Annotated in this window: 12 protein-coding genes and 1 pseudogene; 5 read left to right on the forward strand and 8 right to left on the reverse strand. The window is 73.0% G+C overall.

Features of this window, described 5'->3' with window-relative positions:
• Positions 1–439: 439 nt before the first annotated feature.
• Both ACIP8W_RS08900 and ptsP read left to right on the forward strand, forming a co-directional pair.
• Positions 440–895: a PTS glucose transporter subunit IIA gene (locus ACIP8W_RS08900; protein ID WP_402202474.1), complete on the forward strand. Its 456-nt coding sequence runs from the start codon at positions 440–442 to the stop codon at positions 893–895.
• Between the two features lie 90 nt (positions 896–985).
• A complete protein-coding gene (ptsP, locus tag ACIP8W_RS08905; protein WP_401949550.1) occupies positions 986–2,656 on the forward strand; it encodes a phosphoenolpyruvate--protein phosphotransferase in 1,671 nt (556 codons plus the stop codon).
• Between the two features lie 98 nt (positions 2,657–2,754).
• Here ptsP and ACIP8W_RS08910 read toward each other — a convergent pair whose 3' ends face one another.
• Both ACIP8W_RS08910 and ACIP8W_RS08915 read right to left on the reverse strand, forming a co-directional pair.
• Positions 2,755–3,660 (reverse strand): hypothetical protein, encoded by a 906-nt coding sequence (locus ACIP8W_RS08910; RefSeq protein WP_401949553.1) that lies wholly within the window; start codon positions 3,658–3,660, stop codon positions 2,755–2,757.
• A 50-nt stretch (positions 3,661–3,710) separates the two neighbouring features.
• On the reverse strand, positions 3,711–5,717 hold the full coding sequence (locus ACIP8W_RS08915; RefSeq protein WP_402202476.1) for an acetoacetate--CoA ligase: 2,007 nt from the start codon (positions 5,715–5,717) through the stop codon (positions 3,711–3,713).
• Positions 5,718–5,897: 180 nt separating this feature from the next.
• Between ACIP8W_RS08915 and ACIP8W_RS08920 the strand changes: the two genes are divergently transcribed.
• Positions 5,898–8,255 (forward strand): TIM-barrel domain-containing protein, encoded by a 2,358-nt coding sequence (locus ACIP8W_RS08920; RefSeq protein ID WP_401949557.1) that lies wholly within the window; start codon positions 5,898–5,900, stop codon positions 8,253–8,255.
• An 18-nt stretch (positions 8,256–8,273) separates the two neighbouring features.
• On the opposite strand, the pseudogene ACIP8W_RS08925 reads toward ACIP8W_RS08920, so the two are convergent.
• Positions 8,274–8,824: pseudogene (locus ACIP8W_RS08925) on the reverse strand (NUDIX domain-containing protein).
• A gap of 60 nt (positions 8,825–8,884) precedes the next feature.
• On the opposite strand from ACIP8W_RS08925, the gene ACIP8W_RS08930 reads away from it, so the two are divergent.
• Positions 8,885–9,691: a M15 family metallopeptidase gene (locus ACIP8W_RS08930; protein ID WP_401949559.1), complete on the forward strand. Its 807-nt coding sequence runs from the start codon at positions 8,885–8,887 to the stop codon at positions 9,689–9,691.
• A 295-nt stretch (positions 9,692–9,986) separates the two neighbouring features.
• Here ACIP8W_RS08930 and ACIP8W_RS08935 read toward each other — a convergent pair whose 3' ends face one another.
• The 4 genes from ACIP8W_RS08935 to ACIP8W_RS08950 are packed head-to-tail and all read right to left on the reverse strand — an operon-like array spanning position 9,987 to position 14,136.
• A complete protein-coding gene (locus ACIP8W_RS08935) occupies positions 9,987–10,592 on the reverse strand; it encodes a GTP-binding protein (RefSeq protein WP_402202479.1) in 606 nt (201 codons plus the stop codon).
• Entirely contained in the window at positions 10,573–10,968 is a 396-nt protein-coding gene (locus tag ACIP8W_RS08940) for a DUF742 domain-containing protein (protein ID WP_401949563.1), read from the reverse strand. The genes ACIP8W_RS08935 and ACIP8W_RS08940 overlap by 20 nt, the downstream gene beginning before the upstream one ends.
• Positions 10,969–10,978: 10 nt before the next feature.
• Positions 10,979–11,422 carry a roadblock/LC7 domain-containing protein gene (locus ACIP8W_RS08945; RefSeq protein ID WP_401949565.1) on the reverse strand — a complete coding sequence of 148 codons (444 nt, stop codon included), beginning with the start codon at positions 11,420–11,422 and terminating at the stop codon, positions 10,979–10,981.
• Positions 11,419–14,136, reverse strand: a complete 2,718-nt coding sequence (locus ACIP8W_RS08950; RefSeq protein WP_402202481.1) for a nitrate- and nitrite sensing domain-containing protein — start codon at positions 14,134–14,136, stop codon at positions 11,419–11,421. Before ACIP8W_RS08950 ends, ACIP8W_RS08945 begins: the two co-directional genes overlap by 4 nt.
• A gap of 458 nt (positions 14,137–14,594) precedes the next feature.
• Between ACIP8W_RS08950 and ACIP8W_RS08955 the strand changes: the two genes are divergently transcribed.
• The gene (locus ACIP8W_RS08955; protein WP_402202485.1) at positions 14,595–15,095 is read left to right on the forward strand and encodes a hypothetical protein; all 501 of its coding nucleotides are present in this window, start codon (positions 14,595–14,597) and stop codon (positions 15,093–15,095) included.
• Here ACIP8W_RS08955 and ACIP8W_RS08960 read toward each other — a convergent pair.
• Entirely contained in the window at positions 15,064–19,755 is a 4,692-nt protein-coding gene (locus ACIP8W_RS08960) for a hypothetical protein (protein ID WP_401949573.1), read from the reverse strand. The genes ACIP8W_RS08955 and ACIP8W_RS08960 overlap by 32 nt on opposite strands.
• Positions 19,756–19,822 lie beyond the last annotated feature (67 nt).

Here is a 19,822-nt window from a genome sequence, read left to right on the forward strand (position 1 = left end):
TTGACTTTTGGCACACTGTTGAGTTCTCAAGGAACGGACGCTTCCTTTGTACTCACCCTCTCGGGCTTTCCTCCGGGCTTTCCCTTCGGTGTTTCGTTCTTGCGTTTCAAACTCTAGCAGGCCTTTTCGTTCTCCCTGACCACCGTTCCGCAGACATACGAAAGCAGAACCCTGGTAAGGATCAAGACTTGCTGGATTCCGCCGACCCCCGACTCAATGTCGTGTTGGTGTCAGGCAGGAGTACGACAGTACATCTCGTCGGACGACGCAAGCAAATCGTCTGCCGTGCGCCACCGGGTCGATCAACCCGCGGACAACAGGTAGCTCTTACCCGGAACCGTCACTTCCTATGACTTACCCTTCTGAACAGCGCGTCGCTCCCTCACGGAGGGTGACGACCGCCCCCTTGATCTTCTGCTTTGCCTCCGGGAGGCTCCCCATGACTGTCGTGACAGCTCCGCTGGGCGGACGGGCCATCGGGCTCGCCGCGGTGCCCGATCCGGTATTCGCCGGCGAGATGGTGGGGCCGGGGACCGCCATCGATCCCGTACGGGAGCCGGGGGTTGTTGTCTCACCGGTCGACGGCGTTGTGGTTTCCCTGCATCCGCACGCCTTCGTGGTGGTGGACGGAGAGGGGCACGGGGTGCTGACGCATCTGGGGATCGACACGGTGCAGCTCAATGGCGCCGGGTTCGAGCTGCTGGTCAACAAGGGCGACACGGTCGTCCGGGGACAGGGCATCGTGCGCTGGAACCCCGTCGAGGTGGAAGCGGCCGGCAAGTCCCCCATCTGCCCGGTCATCGCGCTGGAGGCCACCGCCGACTCCCTGACGGACACGCACGCCGGGAAGGGCAGTGAGGTAGCGACCGGCGACACGCTCTTCAGCTGGCGATGACACCTATGTCGTACATCAGGGACGGGCGCGGGACGCTCGTCATACATCCAACGCGGCGACCTCGTCGCCGCATAACCGCGGACGGGTGAAATGCAGACAACGCTGCGAGGCGTCGGGGTCAGTCACGGAGTGGCGATCGGTGAGGTCCGGCACATGGGCACCGCGGTGCTGGAGCCGCCGGCCAAGCAGATCCCGGTGGAGGACGCGGAGCGCGAACAGGCCCGCGCCCACCGGGCCGTCGAGGCCGTGTCCGCCGATCTGATCGCCCGCGGCAATCTCGCCGGTGGCGAGGCGCAGGCCGTGCTCGAGGCGCAGGCCCTGATGGCGCAGGACCCGGAGCTGATGGCCGATGTGGAGCGGCGGATCGCCGTTGGGTCCACGGCCGAGCGCGGGGTGTACGACGCGTTCGCCTCGTACCGCGCGCTGCTCGCGAACGCCGGGGAGTATCTGGCCGGGCGCGTCGCGGACCTGGACGATGTGCGGAACCGTATCGTCGCCCGGCTGCTGGGCGTTCCGATGCCGGGGGTGCCGGACAGCGACGAGCCGTACGTACTGATCGCCCGTGACCTCGCGCCGGCGGACACGGCGTTGCTCGACCCGGCTCTGGTGCTGGGGTTTGTGACCGAGGAGGGCGGGCCGACGAGTCACAGCGCGATTCTGGCGCGGGCGCTCGGGGTGCCCGCCGTTGTCGCGCTGCCGGGGGCCGGGGAGATCGGTGAGGGCACCGTGATCGCGGTCGACGGCAGCACCGGTGACATCTTCGTCGAGCCGAGCGCCGAGAAGCGGGCGGAACTGGCGGAGGCCGCCGCCGCGCGGAAGGCCGCGCTGTCCGCGTCCTCCGGGCCCGGCGCCACCTCGGACGGTCACACGATGCCGCTGCTCGCCAATATCGGTGGGCCCGCCGATGTGCCGGCCGCGGTCGCGGCGGGCGCCGAGGGCGTGGGTCTCTTCCGTACCGAGTTCCTGTTCCTGGACGACAGCGAGCGGGCTCCGTCCGAGGAGAAGCAGGTCGCCGCGTACCGGGCGGTGCTCGAAGCGTTCCCCGAGGGGCGGGTGGTCGTACGGGTGCTGGACGCGGGCGCGGACAAGCCGCTGGACTTCCTGACCCCCGCCGACGAGCCGAACCCGGCGCTCGGTGTGCGTGGTCTGCGGAGCCTGCTGGACCACCCCGAGGTGCTGCGGACCCAGCTGACGGCGCTGGCTAAGGCCGCCGCCGGGCTGCCGGTGCATCTGGAGGTGATGGCGCCGATGGTGGCCGACCGCACCGATGCCAGGGCGTTCGCGGACGCCTGCCGGGAGGCGGGGCTGACCGCGAAGTTCGGTGCGATGGTGGAGATTCCGTCCGCCGCGCTGCGCTCCAGGTCGATCCTCCAGGAGGTCGAGTTCCTGTCGCTGGGGACCAACGACCTCGCGCAGTACACCTTCGCCGCCGACCGGCAGGTGGGCGCGGTGTCACGGCTCCAGGACCCGTGGCAGCCCGCGCTGCTCGATCTGGTGGCGCTGTCGGCCGAGGGGGCCAGGGCCGAGGGAAAGAGCTGTGGTGTGTGTGGTGAGGCCGCGGCCGATCCGCTGCTCGCGTGTGTGCTCACCGGACTCGGTGTGACGTCGCTGTCGATGGGCGCGGCCTCCATTCCCTACGTACGGTCGACTCTGGCCAAGCACACGCTGGCGCAGTGCGAGCGCGCGGCCGCGGCCGCGCGGGCCACGGACACCGCGGAGGACGCCAGGGCGGCCGCGCAGGCGGTGCTGTCCGGCGAGTGAGCGGATGTGGGTGAGGGGGAGGGACTTCCCGCCGTCGTGCGGCGGGGAGCCCCTCCCCTTTTCGGAGCCCTTTCGGGGCCTTTCCGGGTGCCTTTCGGTCAGTGGTGGGTGCCGGTGTCGGCCGGGCCGAGGTCGAAGCCCGCGCAGTACTCCACGCCGGGCTCGGGGGAGAGCGGCTCTCCGGTGTCCGCGTCGGTGCAGTAGGCGCTGAAGACCTCGCCCACGGTGAGCGGGGTGAGGGCGCCGTGGCGCAGGCGCCAGCCGTGGAGCCGGTCCGGGGTGCCGGGCGCTGTCGTCCGCAGGACCACTCCCCCGGCGCTCTCCAGGGCGATGCCCGCCGCCAGGACCGTGACGAACTCGGCACCCTCGGAGGTGCCGAGGCGGGCAGGCGTCCCCGACGGCCCTGCGGTGGTGTGGAGGACGGCCATGAGCTGTTCGTCGGCGGCGGTGACGCTGCAGACGAGGTGGTGGGCGCCGGGCCCCGCGCCTTCGATGAGCCGCGGCAGAAGCTCGGACGCCCGCTCGAATGCCTCGCGTCCGATGTCCTGACCGCAGTCGGCGCACTCCCCCAGGTCGGCGAGGAGCATCGTCGCGTACTCCCAGGTGGCTCTGCGGACCGCCGTGTTGATGAGCAGCGGGATCAGGGCGTCGATGGGCTGGCCGGTGTAGGCGACGGCCGCGCCGGTCACCGGGATGACGGCGGTGAAGCGGCTGCGGCTCTCCGCGCTGTCGGGGGCGAGGCCCTCCTCCGCGCAGTATTCCGCGTACTCCTCCGGGTCGAAGAGCGCGACGGTGGTGTGCCCGCCCCGGGCGGCGAGGGATCTCAGCAGGGCCTCGACCTGCCGCAGATAGGCGGAGTGGTCGTCGAAGGTGAAGGTGCGGTACCCCCGCATCGCGGTGAAGTCCCGCTCGTCGGCCAGCAGGCCCACGGTGCTGGGGACTTCGCGCCGCAGTCTGCGGCGTGCGGTCCTGAGTGTCCTGTCACGGTGGTCGGTGTGCGCCATGGCTCCCCCTGAGCGCTGATTACTGAGTGCTGAGCACGGTCGAACCTTGCTCACTCACCGTAACCGAGGGGTCTGACAGCGCGGGTGCGGCCGAGGTCCTCGTAGAAGCGGAGCAGTTCCACGTTGTCCACGGAGCCCGCGTTGACGGCCTTGTCCAGCGGCGCGCCCTGGAGGAGGCGTTTGACGGGGACCTCGATGCGTTTGCCGGTGAGGGTGTGGGGGATGCCGGGGACTTCGATGATCTCGTCGGGGACATGGCGCGGGGAGAGCTGGGTGCGCAGGGCGGCGGTGATGTCGGCGCGCAGCCGTTCGTCGAGGGTCGCGCCCTCCGCGAGCTGGACGAAGAGCGGCATCCAGTAGCCGCCGTCCGGTTCCTCCACACCGATGACCAGGGATTCGCGGATCTCGGGGAGGCGTTCGACGACTTCGTAGATATCGGCGGAGCCCATCCGGACACCCTGGCGGTTGAGGGTGGAGTCGGAGCGGCCGTGGATGACGACCGAGCCCCGGTCGGTGAGGGTGATCCAGTCGCCGTGTCGCCAGACGCCGGGGAACATGTCGAAGTAGCTGTCGTGGTAGCGGCTGCCGTCCGGGTCGTTCCAGAAGCGGACGGGCATGGACGGCATGGGGTTGGTGACGATCAGTTCGCCGACCTCGCCGGTCACCGGCTCGCCCTGCGGGTTCCATGCCTGGAGGTCGGTGCCGAGGCAGGCGGCCTGGAGTTCCCCGATGTGGACGGGGAGGGTGGGTACGGCCCCGGCGAAGCAGCTGCACACATCGGTGCCGCCGCTGACGGAGGCGATCCACAGGTCGTCGGCCACCTCGTCGTGGAGCCAGCGGAATCCGTCGGGAGGCAGGGGCGATCCGGTGGTGGCGACGCAGCCGATACGGGAGAGGTCGTGGTCGCGGCCGGGGTGTACGCCGGCCTTGCGGCAGGCCATGACGTACGCCGCCGAGGTGCCGAAGAGGGTGGCGCCGGTGCGTTCGGCGACGGCCCACTGGGCGTCGACGGCGGGGAACCCCGGACTGCCGTCGTACAGCACGATCGTGGTGCCGGTGAGCAGACCGGAGACGAGGAAGTTCCACATCATCCAGCCGGTGGAGGTGTACCAGAAGAAGCGGTCCGCCGGGCCGAGGTCGCAGTGCAGGCCGAGCTGTTTGAAGTGTTCCAGCAGGATGCCGCCCTGGGACTGGACGATCGCCTTGGGCAGGCCGGTGGTGCCGGAGGAGTACAGGACCCACAGGGGGTGGTCGAAGGGGACCTGTTCGAAGACGGGGGCGGTGTCCTCGGCGCCCGTGGTGACGGCCGACCAGTCGAGGGCGCCCTCGGGGGCCGGGGTGCCCAGCAGCGGGACGTGGATCACGGCGCGCAGGGTGGGCAGTTCGCGGCGGAGTTCGGCGACCGTTTCCGTACGGGCGTGTTCCTTGCCGCCGTAGCGGTAGCCGTCGACGGCGAACAGGACGACGGGTTCGACCTGCTGGAAGCGGTCCAGGACACCGCGGGCGCCGAAGTCGGGGGCGCAGGAGGTCCAGACGGCGCCGACGGCGGCGGTGGCGAGCAGGGCGGTGACGGCCTGCGGGATGTTGGGGAGGTAGCCGCTGACGCGGTCCCCGGGGCGTACGCCCAGCGCGCGCAGTTCGGTGGCGAGCGAGGCCACTTGGCGGCGGAGTTCGGACCAGCTGACCTGGGTCTGTTCCGCTGTCTCGGCGACGTGCAGGAGGGCGGGTTCATGGGCACGGGAGGGGTCCTCGGCGGTGCACAGGGCGTGTTCGGCGTAGTTGAGAGTGGCGCCGGGGAACCACTGGGCGCCGGGCATGGTCCGGGCGCCGAGGACGCGTTCGTACGGGGTGGTGAAGCGGATGGCGAACCAGTCGGCGACGGCGGTCCAGAAGGTCTCCAGCTCCTCGACGGACCAGCGGTGCAGCGCCGCGTAGCCGCCCTCGGCGGGGGCTCCGTACCGTTCGGCGGCCCAGCTCTGGAAGCGGGTGATCCCGGCGGCGGCGATACGGTCGGGGCTCGGCTGCCAGAGGGGTTCGGGGCTGGCTGCTGCGGTCATGGGGGCGGCTCCCGGGACGTGTGTAAGCGCGTGGTGCGGGCTGTCACGGACGATGCCATGTGATCGTCCCGGGCACCAGACGCGGGCCTTCGTGGCGGTTCGGCGACATCGTGCGCCACCGCGGGTGAACGGGAGTTGAACGGTGCTTCGGAAGATCTCCGCGGGTGGCAGGCTGGCGTCATGGACGGTCGTGAGCTGGTGCGTTCGATGAAGGCGGTCGGTTCGGCGCGGGGGCTTCGCTCCCTGCGGTCGGCCTGGCGCGGGCGGCGTGCGGACGCCCGGGAGCGGGTGGCGCGCGGTCCGGAGCGGGCGCGGGTGCCGGGGCCGGTCGTCGCCGCCGAGCCGCTGCCGGGCGGGGGGACCGTGCGGTTCGCCCGCGCGGAGCTGAAGGTGTGCGTCATGGTGGGCGGCGCGGTGTTCTGGGGGTGGGACGGCGCGGCGCCGCTGCCGTCGTACGCGCTGGCCGACGCGGGGCCCGAGCCGGATCCGCGGGCGCTGCTGGAACCGGACAAGGACGGCGGCTGGCGGGTGGTGTCGGAGCGGGTGACGGTGGCGGTCTCCCGGCACGGCGGGGTCGAGGTGCGTACGCCGGGCGGTGTGGTGCTGCGGCGGGAGCTGCCGCCGCGCTGGTGGGAGCCGGTGGCGGGGGGTACGGCGCGCTGGGTGCAGCGGACGGAGGTGGCCGCGGACGCGCGGTTCTTCGGGCTGGGCGGCCGGGGGTCGGGGCCCCGGCTGCGGGACGGGACGTACCGGCTGTGGAACACCGATCCAGGTGGTGGGTTCGGTCCGGCCGACGATCCGCTGTACGTGACGATGCCGGTGCAGCTGGTGGTGGCGGACGCGGGGACGCATCTGGCGTTCCACGACAACGCGTGGGACGGCCGGGTGACGATCGGGGAGGGCGAGGAGGGGGCGGGTTCCGGCCATGACCGGCCGGGGACCAGTGAGTTGCGGATGGACGGCGGACCGTTGCGGTGCTGGGTGGTGACCGGGACGCCGGCCCGGGTGCTGCACGCCTGGACGGCGCTGAGCGGGGCTCCCGTGCCGCCTCCGTCGTGGGCGCTCGGGCCGCAGCACGCGCGGTGGGGGTTCGGCAGTGAGCGGGAGGTGCGGCGGATCGTGGCGGGGTACCGGGAGCGGGGGCTGCCGCTGTCCGCCGTCCATCTGGACATCGACCACTACGACGCGCACCGGGTCTTCACCGTCGACCGCGCGCGTTTCCCCGATCTGCCGGGGCTGGCCGGGGAGTTGCGGAAGGCCGGGATCCGGCTGGTCTCGATCGTCGATCCGGCGGTGCGGGCGGAGCCGGGTGTGGCGGTGTACGACAGCGGTGCGGCGGTGGGTCCCGCCGGGGCGTTCGTACGGGACGGGCGGGGCCGGGAAGTGCGGGGCGAGGTCTGGCCGGGCACGTGCGTCTATCCGGATTTCACCGATCCGGCGGTGCGCGACTGGTGGGGCGGGTTGTACGAGGAGCGGCTGGCGCAGGGGTTCGCCGGGGTGTGGCACGACATGAACGAGCCGGTGTCCTTCGCCCCGTTCGGCGATCCGACGCTGCCGCGTTCGGCGCGGCACCGGTTGGAGGGCCGGGGCGGTGACCACCGTGAGGCGCACAATGTGTACGCGCTGGCCATGGCGCGGGCGGGGTTCGAGGGGCTGCGGCGGCTGCGGCCGGACGAGCGTCCCTTCCTGTTCTCGCGCGCGGGCTGGGCGGGGATGCAGCGGTACGGCGGGACGTGGTCGGGGGATGTGTCGACGGGCTGGCCGGGGCTGCGGGCGTCGCTCTCGCTGGTGCTGGGGCTGGGGCTGTGCGGGGTGCCGTACTCGGGGCCCGATGTGGGCGGGTTCGACGGGAGTCCGTCGCCGGAGCTGTATCTGCGGTGGTTCCAGCTGGGGGCGTATCTGCCGTTGTTCCGTACGCACGCGGCGATCGACGCGGGGCGCCGGGAGCCGTGGGAGTTCGGTCCCGAGGTGCTGGAGCACGCGCGGGCGGCGCTGCGGGAGCGGGAGCGGCTGCGGCCGTATTTCGTGACGCTGGCCCAGCTGGCGCGGCTGACCGGGGCACCGTACGCGCGGCCGGTGTGGTGGGGGACGCCGGAGGACCGGGCGCTGCGGGACTGTGAGGACGCGTTTCTGCTGGGGGACGCGCTGCTGGTGGCGCCGGTGCTGGAGTGTGGCGCGGACCGGCGGGCGGTGCGGCTGCCTCCCGGGCGGTGGTACGACACGGCGACGGAGGAGGCGTACGAGGGCGGCGGCCAGGTGCTGCTGGACGCGCCCCGGTCGCGTATCCCGGTGCTGGCGCGCGCGGGTGCGGTGATTCCCGTGCGGGGTGCGGACGGTGGGCCGGCGCTGGAGGTGTGGGCTCCGGCGGCGGGGCGGGTGGGCGGCGGGCTGGTGGTGCGGGATCCGGGGGACGGCTGGGCGGTGGCGGAGGTCGAGCGGTACACCTCGCGGCTGGTGGACGGGGCGGTGCGGGTGGAGCGGGTGGGGACGGAGGGGACGGCGGTGCCGGACTGTCCCGTTCAGGTACGGGGGCGGTGAGCCGGGGGCGCCGTTCCGTCAGGCGTGCCGCGCGGTGTCGTAGCGGCCCGCGAACCAGGCGTACACCGCCTGCGTGTGCAGGGGGAACGCCGGCTCGGCCGGTGCGCGCAGGAGGTCGCGGCCCGCGGTCTCGTCGGGGATGGCCGGGGGTGGCAGCCGGTCCGCCGGGAGGGCCGGGAGCAGGCCGAAGAGCAGCAGGTGGCCGCCGGGCGAGCTGAGCGCGTCGGCGAGGCGGACCTCGTCCTGGCCGCCTCGATGCCGGTCTCCTCGCGCAGTTCCCGTACGACCGCGTGGCGCCGGTCCTCGGCGTGGTCGACGAAGCCGCCGGGCAGGGCGGCCTCCGTAGGCGGGTTCGACCGCGCGGGTGATGACGACGAGCGCGGTGCCCCGGTCGTCCGTGACGGGCTGGAGCGCGAGAGCGCGACGGCGACGGGCAGCGGGGTGCCGTACGCGGTGGTGCCGCAGCGGCCGCAGGTACGGGGCCGGCAGGCCGGGGCCGTGTACGGGGTGCCGCAGGCGCCGCAAGGGGAGTCGGGGACGGGCCGGGGTTCGTTTCCGGGGGCGGACACGCGCGGACGTATCCGCTCGCTCTTCCGCCCGGCCACGGGAACTGATAGATCCCTGTGCCCATGACAAAACTTGCGTCCCTGTTCCGTGCCCTGGCCGCCTCGGCCGCCGCCCTGCTCGCCGTCACCGCCGTCGCGCCCACCGCTCGGGCGGACGGGGAGCCCTCCGTACCGAAGGAGTTCGTGGCGCTGCGCCGGATCGCGCCGACGGTCATCCAGGAGATGCGCTACGTCACGCCGCACACCTTCCTGGGTGTGCCGGTGGACGGCTACCGGCAGCCCGTCTGCCTCGTGACCCGCTCCACCGCCGAGGCGCTGCGGCGGGCGCAGCTGAAGCTGGTGCGCCGGGGCTACTCGCTCAAGGTGTACGACTGTTACCGGCCGCAGCGGGCGGTCGATCACTTCGTACGGTGGGCCGGGGATCTCCAGGACGAGCGGATGAAGGCGGAGTTCTATCCGCGCGTCGACAAGTCGGCTCTGTTCGAGGACGGTTACCTCGCGGAGAAGTCCGGGCACAGCCGGGGCAGTACGGTCGATCTGACCCTGGTACGGCTGCCCGCCCGGCCGACGCGTCCGTACCTGCCGGGTGAGCCGCTCGCGCCCTGCTACGGACCGCGGGCGGAGCGGTTTCCCGACAACTCCGTCGATATGGGTACCGGTTTCGACTGTTTCGATACGCTTTCGCACACCGACGATCCCCGGGTGACGGACGAGCAGCGTGCCCACCGGCGGCTGCTGAGGTCGGCGCTGGCCGAGGTCGGGTTCGCCAACCTGCCCGAGGAGTGGTGGCACTTCACGCACCGCCCGGAGACCTTCCCGGACACGTACTTCGACTTCCCGGTGGCCTGGCCCCCGGGCGCCGGGCACTGAGCGCGGGCGCCGGTGGGCGGGACGGGAGACGGGCGGCCGGGACCACCCCCGTGGGCTCCGGCCGTCCGTCCTCCCTGGGGTGGGACGCCGGCCGGGCCCTTTCGGTTCTCGGGGCGCGCGGGTCTCTCGTACTCCACCGGACAGGCCGTGCCGCCGACGGTCTTGACGTGCCCCGGGCGCCGGTGAAAACTGCCCCTTCTCCGGCCGCCCCTCGGTGGCCCGCACGAGCCACGGCCCGTACCCCGGTCGGTGGGGGTGCGGGCCGTGTTCCGTAACCGGGGGCGGGTCCCGGAGGTCAGGTCGCCGCGGGCGCGTGCCGGGTGGCGGCCCGGTTCATGGCGTGTTCCACGACCGAGACGAGCACCTCCTTGACGGACTCGCGGTCGCGCGCGTCGCACATCAGCAGCGGGACCTCGGGGTCGAGGTCGAGCGCCGAGCGCACGGTCTCGCCGGGGAAACGGTCCGCGCCCTCGAAGCAGTTGACGGCGACGGTGAACGGGATGCCACGCCGCTCGAAGTAGTCGACCGCGGCGAAGGAGTCCGCGAGGCGCCGGGTGTCGGCGAGCACGACCGCGCCCAGGGCGCCCTGGGCCAGCTCGTCCCAGAGGAACCAGAAACGGTCCTGGCCCGGGGTGCCGAAGACGTACAGCACCAGGTCCTCGCGGAGCGTGATCCGGCCGAAGTCCATGGCGACCGTGGTGGTCGTCTTCTCCTCGACCCCCGCGATGTCGTCGACGGGGCGGCCGGCCTCGCTGAGTATTTCCTCCGTGCGCAGCGGCCTGATCTCGCTGACCGCGCCCACCAGGGTGGTCTTGCCCACCCCGAAACCGCCCGCGACCAGGATCTTCAGCGATACCGGATCGACCGGACGCGGTCTGTGGCTAGAGCGCCCGAAGACCATTGATCACCTCGCGGAGAATGCTCACGTCCGGCAGCTCGGCCGGCGGAACGGGACGGGTTACATGCACGAGCTCGTCCTCGACGAGATCGCCCACGAGGACCCGGACCACCCCGACGGGCAGGTCCAGGCTCGCGGCGAGCTCGGCGATCGACTGGGGGCTCGTGTAACAGCGTTCGACGATCTCCACATGCTCGGGGGAGAGCGTCTGGTCGCGGCCGGGGTCACCGGCCGCGGGTTCGCACACGACGAGCGCGATCAGGTCGAGCCTGTGGCGCGTGGCGGTGCTGGTGCGACCGCGTGTCATCGCGTAGGGACGTACGACCGGTCCGGCTTCGCCGTCGAACCAGTGCTGTTGATCCTGGCCTTCTTCACTCATGCCGGCCCGCTCATCCGCCGGCGGACAGGCCGGTGCGTGGTGCCGTGCCGAGATGGACTCCGACTCTCTTGACCATGAGGGTCATCTCGTAGGCGACCTGGCCGACATCGGAGTTCGCGTCGGACAGGACCGCCAGGCAGCTGCCGTCGCCCGCCGCGGTGACGAAGAGGAACGCGTCGTCCAGTTCGACGACGGTCTGCCGCACCGTGCCCGCGTCGAAGTGGCGGCCGACGCCCTTGGCGAGGCTGTGGAATCCGGAGGCGACGGCGGCGAGATGCTCGCCGTCCTCACGGGTGAGGCCCTTGGAGGTGCCGGTCGCGAGACCGTCGCCGGAGAGGACCAACGCCTTGCGGATACTGGCGACCCGCTCGACCAGCTCGTCGAGGAGCCAGTTCAGCTCCCCCATCGCATTGGGGCCGTTGGGGTTGCGTGCTGCGATGTTCGGTGCGGTCATCGACCGTCTCCCTCAGATGTGGTTCCTTGTGTCTCACCCGGGCCGGTGGTGTCGGCGTCATTCTGCCGACGACCGCGCTGCCAGCCCCGTTGGAGCGAAGCCATGCGACTGCGGACCTCGTCCGCGTCCCGCTCGTCGTGCCCCCGCGGGGGGGCGGAGTCGGCGGTCCGGTCCTGGGTGATGTCCCTCAGCTGGGGGGCGAGGCTGGCCTGCCGGACCCGGCGGGGCAGCCCGTCGATCAGTGACGGGGCGTCATCGGACGGCGCGCGGCGCGAGGTCTGCGCCGGTACGCCGGAGAAGGCGCGGCCGGTGGCCGGTTCCGCCACCGTACGGGAACGGCTCGGGTCGTCCACGCGGCGGCCCCGGTCCGCGACCAGGGCGGGGCGCTTGCGGCGGGGCAGGACCGGCTCGCCGAACCCGGTTCCGGCGCGGTCCGTTCCCGCGTCCGGTACGGCGTGGCCGTCGCGCCGCTCACGGGCGTCCCGGATGTCGCGGGTCCCTTCGGGCCCGTCGGACGGCTGTCCGGCGGCGGCGTGTGCCCGGTCCCTGGCGCGGAACAGGCCGCCGCGCTCGCTCTCCGTGTCATCGATGTCGCCGATGCCGTCACCTCCGCCGAGTACCGGAGGGCCCTGGCCGTCCAGAGCCCCGACCGGTGGTTCGAGCTCGACCGGGCCGTCGAGCACGGACGGGGCGGCGCCCTGTCCGGTGGCGATCTTCCCGAGCGCGGCGAGCCTGCCGCTCTTCTCGGCACGGCCACGTCCGCGCTCCACCCGCTCCGGGGCGTTCTTCCGTTCGAGCCGGAAACCGGTGCCCTCGGTCTCGGGGGCGTCGGTGAGCAGCACGACGGGCAGGAAGACGATCGCGGTCGTCCCGCCGTACGGGGAGGGCTGGAGGGAGATACGGACGTTCTGCCGCTGGGCGAGCCGGCTGACCACGAACAGACCGAGGCGGTCGGTGTCGGACAGCTCGAACTCGGGGGTCTCCGCGAGCCGCAGATTCGCGTCGAGCAGGACCTCGGGGGCCATGCCGAGGCCGCGGTCGTGGATCTCCAGGGTGAAGCCGTTGGCGACCCGCTCGCCGTGCACCTGTACCGCGGTGTGCGGCGGCGAGAACACCGTGGCGTTCTCCAGGAGTTCGGCGATGAGGTGGGTGAGGTCGGCGACGGCGGGGCCGCCGACGCCGATGCGCGGGAGCCTGCGGACCTCGATGCGCTCGTAGTCCTCGACCTCGGCGACGGCCGCGCGCACCACGTCCATGAGCTGGACCGGCTTGCGCCACTGCCGGGAGGGCGCGGCTCCGGAGAGGATCACCAGGCCCTCGGCGTGCCGACGCATACGCGTGGTGAGGTGGTCGAGCCGGAAGAGGTCGGCCAGTTCCTCGGTGTCCTCGGTACGGCGCTCCATGGTGTCCAGGAGCGTGAGCTGACGGTGGAGCAGGACCTGGTTGCGGCGGGCGAGGTTGACGAACACCTCGGAGACGCCGCGTCGGAGGTCGGCCTGTTTGACGGCCGCCTCGACGGCGGCGCGCTGGAGGGTGTTGAGCGCCTGGCCGACCTGGCCGACCTCGTCCTTCTCGTAATCCAGCCGGGGCGCCTCGGTCTCCACGTCGACCGGCTCGCCGGCGGCGAGGCGGCGCATCACGCTGGGCAGGCGTACGCCGGAGACCTCGTGGGCCTCCTTGCGGAGCCGGGACAGGTCTCTGATCAGGTCGCGGCCGACGCGTACGGACACGATGAGGGAGACCAGGAGCGCGACGAGACCGAGGGCGGCGGCGATGCCGACGCGGAGGAACACCTCGGCGCGTATGGGGTCGATGTGCTGCTGGTAGAGCGCGGTGGCCTCGACGCTCTCGTCGCTCAGGTCGTCGAGGACGGAGGCGGTCATCCTCTGCCAGGTCCCGGCGGTGACCGTCTTGGCCGTGGATCCGGCGCCCGCCGCGATGATGCGGTCCTCGGTCTGGCGCAGTTCGAGCGTGGCGGGGGTGCGCCAGTACCGCTCAAGTGTCGAGCGGTCGGAGAGGGGCAGGTCGGCGAGGTTGGTCTCGTACAGCAGCACACGGTTGGCGACCAGGTCGGAGGTGCCGCGTACGTCCTCGGCGGTCATCGTGCGCGAGATCAGCGCGGAGGCGACGAGGGCGTCCTCTCGGGAGAGCATCTCGGTGGCGCGGTCGAGGCCGATGAGCGCGCGGCCCCAGTTGTCGCCGTGTACGTCCTCCTGGCCGTACAGGGCCGCCAGGACGCTGTGGCCGGGGTCGACGAGTCCGTTGTAGAACGCCAGCGCGTCTTCCCGGGTGACGGTGCTCTGCTCCACGGAGCGGCGCATCAGCGCGAGGCCGTCCAGGGCCTCGGTGAGCCGGTCGAGCCGGTCCATGGTGATGTCGTCGATCCGGTCGCGCGCGCCGGACATGGCGTTGCGCCGGAGCCGGTCCAGCACGCGGTCGGTGTCGGCGCGTCTGCTGCGGAGTTCGGTCAGCGAGTCGGCGGCTCTGGGCGCGGCGAGGAAGATGAGCGTCTGGCGGCGCTCGCTCTGGAGGACCTTGATGGAGTCCTCGACAGGGTGGCCGATCCTGCCGAGGGCGTGCTCGGCGTCGATGAGCTGCTTGGCCTCGGCGCCGGCGAGCGTGGTGGCCAGGCTCCACAGGACGGTGAGCCCGATGAGCGGCACGAGCAACAGCGCCACGATCTTCCGGCGGATGGACTTTCCGCGAAAGCGCATGGCCTCCCCCTGGTCGAACCCCGCGCTGGGCGGGAGATGCGTCGAAACCCCGCGCGATGGTGCGGGAGATACTCCGTCAGCAAACGGCGCGAGCCTACTACTGTCACACCGGCAACTCGAAGACACGTCCGGATATTTTTCGGCCACTCCCTGCCGATTTGATCATGAGTTGTCCCGGTATTCGATGAGTTGCTTTCGGCGGTATCGGGCCGATGGGGCCGGACAGTACGCCAGTTACCGGTCAATACGGATGACTCAAATCATTCAGTCACCGCCCCGGCCGGGAATTTTTCGGCACGGCTATTCGTCCTTGTGTGCGGTGATCAGGGGGAAGTTGGGGGCACTGCGGCGATTCGCGCGCCACATTGGCTGCCTTTCGTTTCCGCGTCCGGCGTGAACGGCGTACAGCCGGGCAGTCACCCTGGTGTCGGACATGTGGGTGTGGGGAGTGACGGTCCATGGTGATGGACGAGCGGCGTGACACCGCGGCGGCGGAGGGTTTCGACAGGGTGGCCCGGGCGCTCTGGGTGGAGGAGCCCGCCGTGCGGTACCGCATGCCGGACCCGGTCAGGCAGGCCGCGGTCCGTGCGGTGATCATCACCTCGGTGACACTGATTCAGGCCATGATCGCCTTCCTCAGCACCCTGGCGGGGTCCTGGCTGGCCTTCCCCATGGTGCTGAGCAGTGTGGCCTCCACGGTGGTGGCGACCTGGGGCGTCCTGGACGTCTGGGTGACCCGCCAGGTGTGGAACCAGCGCCACGGGGTGGTGTCGGTGCCCAGCAGCACGGCGCGACAGCTGCGCCGTGAGCGGCGGCTGGCCCGGCGCGCGGCGCGCCGGGCCGCGCGCGAGGAGACCCGAATACGGCGTCGGTCCGGCGCGGACGGGGCGCCCCGTCCGCGCCGGAGCAACGAGCGGGCCGAGACGGCTACTCCCCGACAGGCTCCGGCGTCCGTTTGAACATCCGCGTCGCGGTGATCTCCCCGTGCACGGTCTCACCGTCCGGGTCCTGCTGCGGCAGCCCCGGCCGCAGATGCTCCTCCACGCTGATGTACTTGAGCCCCGCGCGCAGATCGGCGTCATTGCGCAACCGGATGACCAGCGGGAATTCAGCGAGCGCCGTCGTGTCGAAGAGGCCCGTGGTGTAGAGGAGCTGCACCCCCAGCGCGTCCGAGACCGCGCGCTGGAGCTCCAGCAGATAGGTGGCGTTGGCGCGGCCGATCGGGTTGTCCAGGAAGAGCGTGCCCGCGTGCCGGTGCTTGTCGCGGCCCCGGTCGTTGCTCCGCAGGGCCGCCATCGTGCAGTACAGGGCGATGGCGGCGGTGAGCAGCTGACCGCCGGAGAACACGTCGCCCATCTGCCCGACCGGTACGCGCTCGGCGCGCAGTACGGCGTCGGGCTTGAGGATCTCGACGGCGATGCCCCGGGGCTGCAACGCCGCCTGGACACCGCGCAGCAGCAGGGACATGCCGTCCCTGCGCAGGTCGGGGTTCTTCTTCAGGGCCGCGCGGGTCGCCTCGTCGACGACCTCGCCGAGCCGCTCGGTGAGCGTGGTCCTGTCCGGCTCCTCGAAGCGGATCCGCAGGAACTCCTGTCCGGACCACTCCCCCAGCCCCTCCGGCAGCCGGGAGAGCCGCTGCGCCGAACGCAGTGTCGTCAGCGCGGACTCCACCAGCCCGCGCAGCCGGTCGACGATGGAGTCACGGTTGCGCTCCAGCTGCGCCAGCTCGTCGGTGAGCACCCGCAGCCGGGGGGCGAACGCCTGCGCCCACGCCCCGGCGTGCTCGGGCAGCGCGGACGCGGGCAGTTCACGGATCTGCTGGCGGGCGGGGGTGCGCACCTGCTCGTACCGCGTGGAGTTGGCGTGCCGTACGAGCACGTCACACGCCTCCCGCACGCCGGCCTCCGCCGCGGAGAGCTCGGAGGCGCAGCCGCGCAGTGAGCGGCGCGCCTCGGCCGTGGACTGGCGCGCCTCCTCCAGGGTGCCCGGGTACGGCTCGGGCGGGCGGGCGGTCTCCTCCTCGGCCGTCTCGTCGGCCACCGCGCCGCGCAGCAGATCGCGCAGCAGGGCGGACGTCTCGTCGAAGCCGCCCGCGCCGTCCTCGGCGGCGCGGTGCGCGTACAGCAGCTCGCCGTGGGCGGCCCGCGCGGTCTCCAGCGCCTCGGTGCGGACGGCGAGTTCGGTGGTGGCGGTGCGCAGCAGGGTCTGCGCCTGCTCGGCGTCGGCGGGGATCCGCTCCTCGGGCAGCACGGTGTGCGCGTCGCCGTCGACGGGGGCGAGCCGCTCGGCCTCGCCGCGGAACCGTCCCAGCTGCTCGCTGGCGGTGGTGACGCGCGACTCCAGCATCTGGACGAGCGCCTCGGCGCGGGCGGCGGCGGCCTGGCGGGACGGGCCGTCCGCGCCGTCCGTGGATTCCAGGAGTGTGGCCGCGCGGGTACGGACCTTGTTGGTGAGCCGGTCCAGCTCGGCGAGCGCGGCGGACTCGTCGCTCTCGGCACGGGCCTGTTCGGCGCGCAGGTCGGCGCCGACGCCCACCTTCTCGTACAGCTGCGAGGCCGCGCGGTACGCCTCGCGCAGGGCGGGCAGCGAGGCGCGCGGAGTGTCCCGCTCGGGCTCCGGGAGCGTTTCGGGCGCGCCCGCGATCTCGGCGCGCTCGGCGCGCAGCGCGCGGGCGGTGCGGCGGGCGTCGTCCCCGGCGCGCTGGGCGGCCCTGCGGTCCTCGTCGGCGGCGCGGGCCCGCTCCAGGTAGACGGCGGCGCGCGCCTCCGACTCGGCGGCGTCCTCGGTCAGTTCGCGGAGCTTGGCCTGCCAGCGGGAGCGCTCGCGCAGCCGGTGGGCGAGGCCCGACAGGACATCGGCGACCCGGCGGGCGCGCTGGGCGGCCTCCTGCCGTTCGTCGCGGACCCTGGCCGTGTCGGCGGCGGCCTCGTCGGCCTCCGCCCGTACCGTACGGGCCTCGGTGAGCGTCTCGACGGCGCTCTCGGCGGCTTCCCCGGCCGCGGCGGCGGCCGCGGCGAGTTCGGTGAGCATCCCGGGCGGGCAGTCCGCACGCCACGAGCCGAGCCGGGCGGCGAGCGCGCGGTCACCGGCGAGCCGGGCCGCCAGTACGCGGATCTCCTCGTCCCGGACGGCGGCGCGGCTGCGCAGCGCGTGGCGCTCCTCGTCGGCGGCGTGCTCGTCGTGCATGGCGGGGTTGGGCGGTACGAGGAAGACCTCGCCGGCGCCCGCTCCGTCCGCGCCCGGCGGCGGGACGGGGGCCAGCAGCGCGGCGGCGGTGCCCACCGCGACGGTGGAGCGCGGCAGCAGGGCGGCGCCCGACAGGGCCTCCCGGGCGCGGGCGTGCGAGTCGGGGTCGGTGATCACCACCCCGTCGACCAGCTCGGGCCGGGCGGCCAGCACGGCCGCGTGGTCGGCGGGGTCGACGGCCTGGGCGAGATAGCGCCAGCCCGGCAAGGCGGGGATGCCGTGCTCGGCGAGGAACTCGACGGTGGCGAGGACATCGGGGCCGGGCGGCAGCAGCCCGCCGTCGCCGAGCGCGCCGAGGATCCGGAAGTCGTCGGCGGCGGCGGTGCGCAGTTCGAAAAGCTGGCGTTCGGCGGAGGTGACGCGCTGCTCCAGCAGCTCGCGCAGTTCGTCGGCGTACCGGTCGAGGTCCTCGGCGCCGAGGACGCCGCCGAGCGCGCTGTTGAGGACACCGCTGAGGGCGCCGGCCTGCTGGGGCGCGGTGGCGCCCGGCGCGCTGCGGGGGCCCGGGACGCCGGGCACCGCCACGGGCGCGGGCAGGCTGAGGAGTTCGGCGAGCCGCTCGTCCCCGGCGATCGACTCGGCGGCGCGGCGCTCCACGTCGTACGCCCGCTCCGCGGCCCGCGCGCCGTCGGCGGCGCGGGCGGCGGCCAGCTCGGCGCGGGACTCCGCGGCGGCGGCCTCCCTGGCCCGCTCCGCGGTCTCGCGGGCGGCGTCGCGGGCCGTCTCCCAGCCCGCGACGGCGGACTTCTCCGCGTCGCTCGCGGCAAGCGCGGCGCGGGCCGGGTCGGCGTCGGGCGCGGTGTCGTCCAGCCAGCCCGCCCGTACCGCCTCGGCGGTCTCCTGCTCGACCTCGGCGAGGCGCTGGCGCAGATGCCCGGCCTCGCTGCGGGCGCGCTGCGCCTCGGTGGCGGAGGAGGTCGCGTCGCGGTGGGCGGCCTCGCCGGTCTCCTGGAGCGCGGCGGAGCGCTCCTCCTCCTCGTTCGCCAGCCGCTCTCCCTCTTCGGCGGCGGCGTGCAGGGCCCGTACGAGATCGGCGGCGGCCGTGGCCCGCGCGGCCAGGGCGGGCGCGGCGTCCCGCTCGGCCTCCCGGATCGCGACGGCCACGCGGGCGGAGCGGTCGGCGGCGGCGCGGTGCCGCAGCACGTTCTCCGCGGCCTGCCAGGCCGCGTGCAGGGTCCGGGCGTCGGTCAGCTCCCGGCGCTGGGCGGCGGCCCGCTTCTCTGCCGCGGTGAGCGCCAGGGAGGCGTGCCGGTAGGCCAGTTCGGCGGCGATCAGCGCGCTGCGGCCGCGCGCCTCCTCGGCGGTGGTCACCGTGTGGGCGGCGGCGGTGACCTGGTGGGCGAGGTCGGCGGCCCGCGCGCGCTCCTCGCCGGAGCGGGCTCCGAGCCGTCGTACGAGCGTACGGGCCCGGCGCTCGGCGCCCGCGTGGATGTCCCGGGCGCGGGCACGGGCGTCGGCGGCCTCGACGATCCGGCCGAGCAGATCGACGGAACCGGCCGTGAAGTCGCGCTCGGCGGTGAGTTCGGCGCGGCGGCCCAGCTTGTTGCCGAAGCCTCCGACGAGGTCGGCGAGTCCGTCCGTGTCCCGGGTGTCGGTGACGGCCCGCAGCAGCAGATCGGTGAAGTCGGAGTCCTTCTTGACCGCGAAGAGGCCCGCCGCCTCGCCCTCGTCGGCGTTCATCTCGCGCTGGTAGCGGAAGAGTTCGGGGTCGAGGCCCAGCTCGCCGAGGTGTTCGTTCCAGCGGTCGTGGATCTCCTCCCAGTGGACGTCGAGGTGCGGATAGAACTTGTCCGCCTCGGTGATGGCGTCCCGGAAGCCCTTCATCGTGCGGCGCCGGCCCCGCGCGCCCGAGACCCCCTCGGCGGGCGGCCGGACCGTCGTCGACTCCGCGACCGGCAGCGAGTCGAGGCTGAGCCCGGGACCCGGCCGGAAGGAGTACCACGCCTCGGCGAACTTCCGCGGGTCGTTGGAGACCTGACGGCCGCGCCACTCGCTGGCCTTTCCGACGACCACCAGTTCGCCGGTGAGCGTGTGCTGCCACTCCAGGGCCACATGCCCGCAGTCGTCGGCCAGCAGGAACTTGCGCAGCACCCCGGAGCTGGCGCCGCCGAGCGTGTTGCGGTGGCCGGGCAGCATCACCGAGAAGATCAGCTTCAGCAGGACGGACTTGCCGCCGCCGTTCTCCAGGAAGAGCACCCCGGCGGGGGCCGGGCGGCGCGGCGGCCCCACCGGCTCCTCCTCGAAGAACTCCGCCTGGGTGGGGGCGGGGTGGGGCACGGGCGCGCCCACCCCGCGCAGATCGAGCACGGTGTCGGCGTAGCGCGCACCGGCGGGGCCGATGGAGTAGAGGCGGACCCGGGACAGCTCGTACATTTCGGCGGACTCTCGTCGTGGGGAGGGAAGGCGGGGTGGGGAGGGGAAACGGGTTACGCGGGGAAGG

It is taken from the genome of Streptomyces sp. NPDC088554, from assembly GCF_044752945.1.
Classification (GTDB): Bacteria; Actinomycetota; Actinomycetes; order Streptomycetales; family Streptomycetaceae; genus Streptomyces.